Origin of the sequence: Streptomyces hazeniae (genome assembly GCF_031845485.1) — a bacterium.
GTDB classification, from domain to species: domain Bacteria; phylum Actinomycetota; class Actinomycetes; order Streptomycetales; family Streptomycetaceae; genus Streptomyces; species Streptomyces hazeniae.
In genome coordinates, this window is sequence record NZ_JAVREQ010000201.1 from 1 (window position 1) to 438 (window position 438).

1 protein-coding gene is annotated in these 438 nt (G+C 66.2%); it reads left to right on the forward strand.

The window, feature by feature from the left end:
• Positions 1–412: hypothetical protein (locus RM572_RS29315; RefSeq protein ID WP_311676377.1), on the forward strand; the 412-nt coding region annotated here is incomplete at its 5' end.
• Positions 413–438: the final 26 nt, after the last annotated feature.

Consider the following 438-nt stretch of genomic DNA (forward strand, 5'->3'; position numbering starts at 1 on the left):
GCGCGAACTCTGGGCACCCATCGCTCGCCATTGGCAGGAGACGAGTGCCACGCTGACGCAACTGGCGAGAGAAGCGGATCTGCTGTCCACGGGGCTGAACTATGAGCAGCCGGCGGCCAATGTCGCTGAGTACTACGGTATCCCATTGGTCGCGCTGCACCACTTCCCGATGCGACCCAACGGCCAGTTGATCCCCGCACTGCCCTCATCCCTGGTCCGCTCGGCAAGTGCGGTGTCAGAGTGGCTAATGTGGCGATCCACCAAGAAGGCAGAAGATGTGCAGCGCCGAGATCGCGGCCTGTCCGCAGCCTCGGCGCCCTCACCGACGCGGATGGCGGAACACGGAGCCCTGGAGATCCAGGCCTACGATGCGGTCAGTGTGCCCGGGCTGGCGGCCGAGTGGGCGCCGTAGAACGGCCGCAGGCCTGTTGTCGGGGC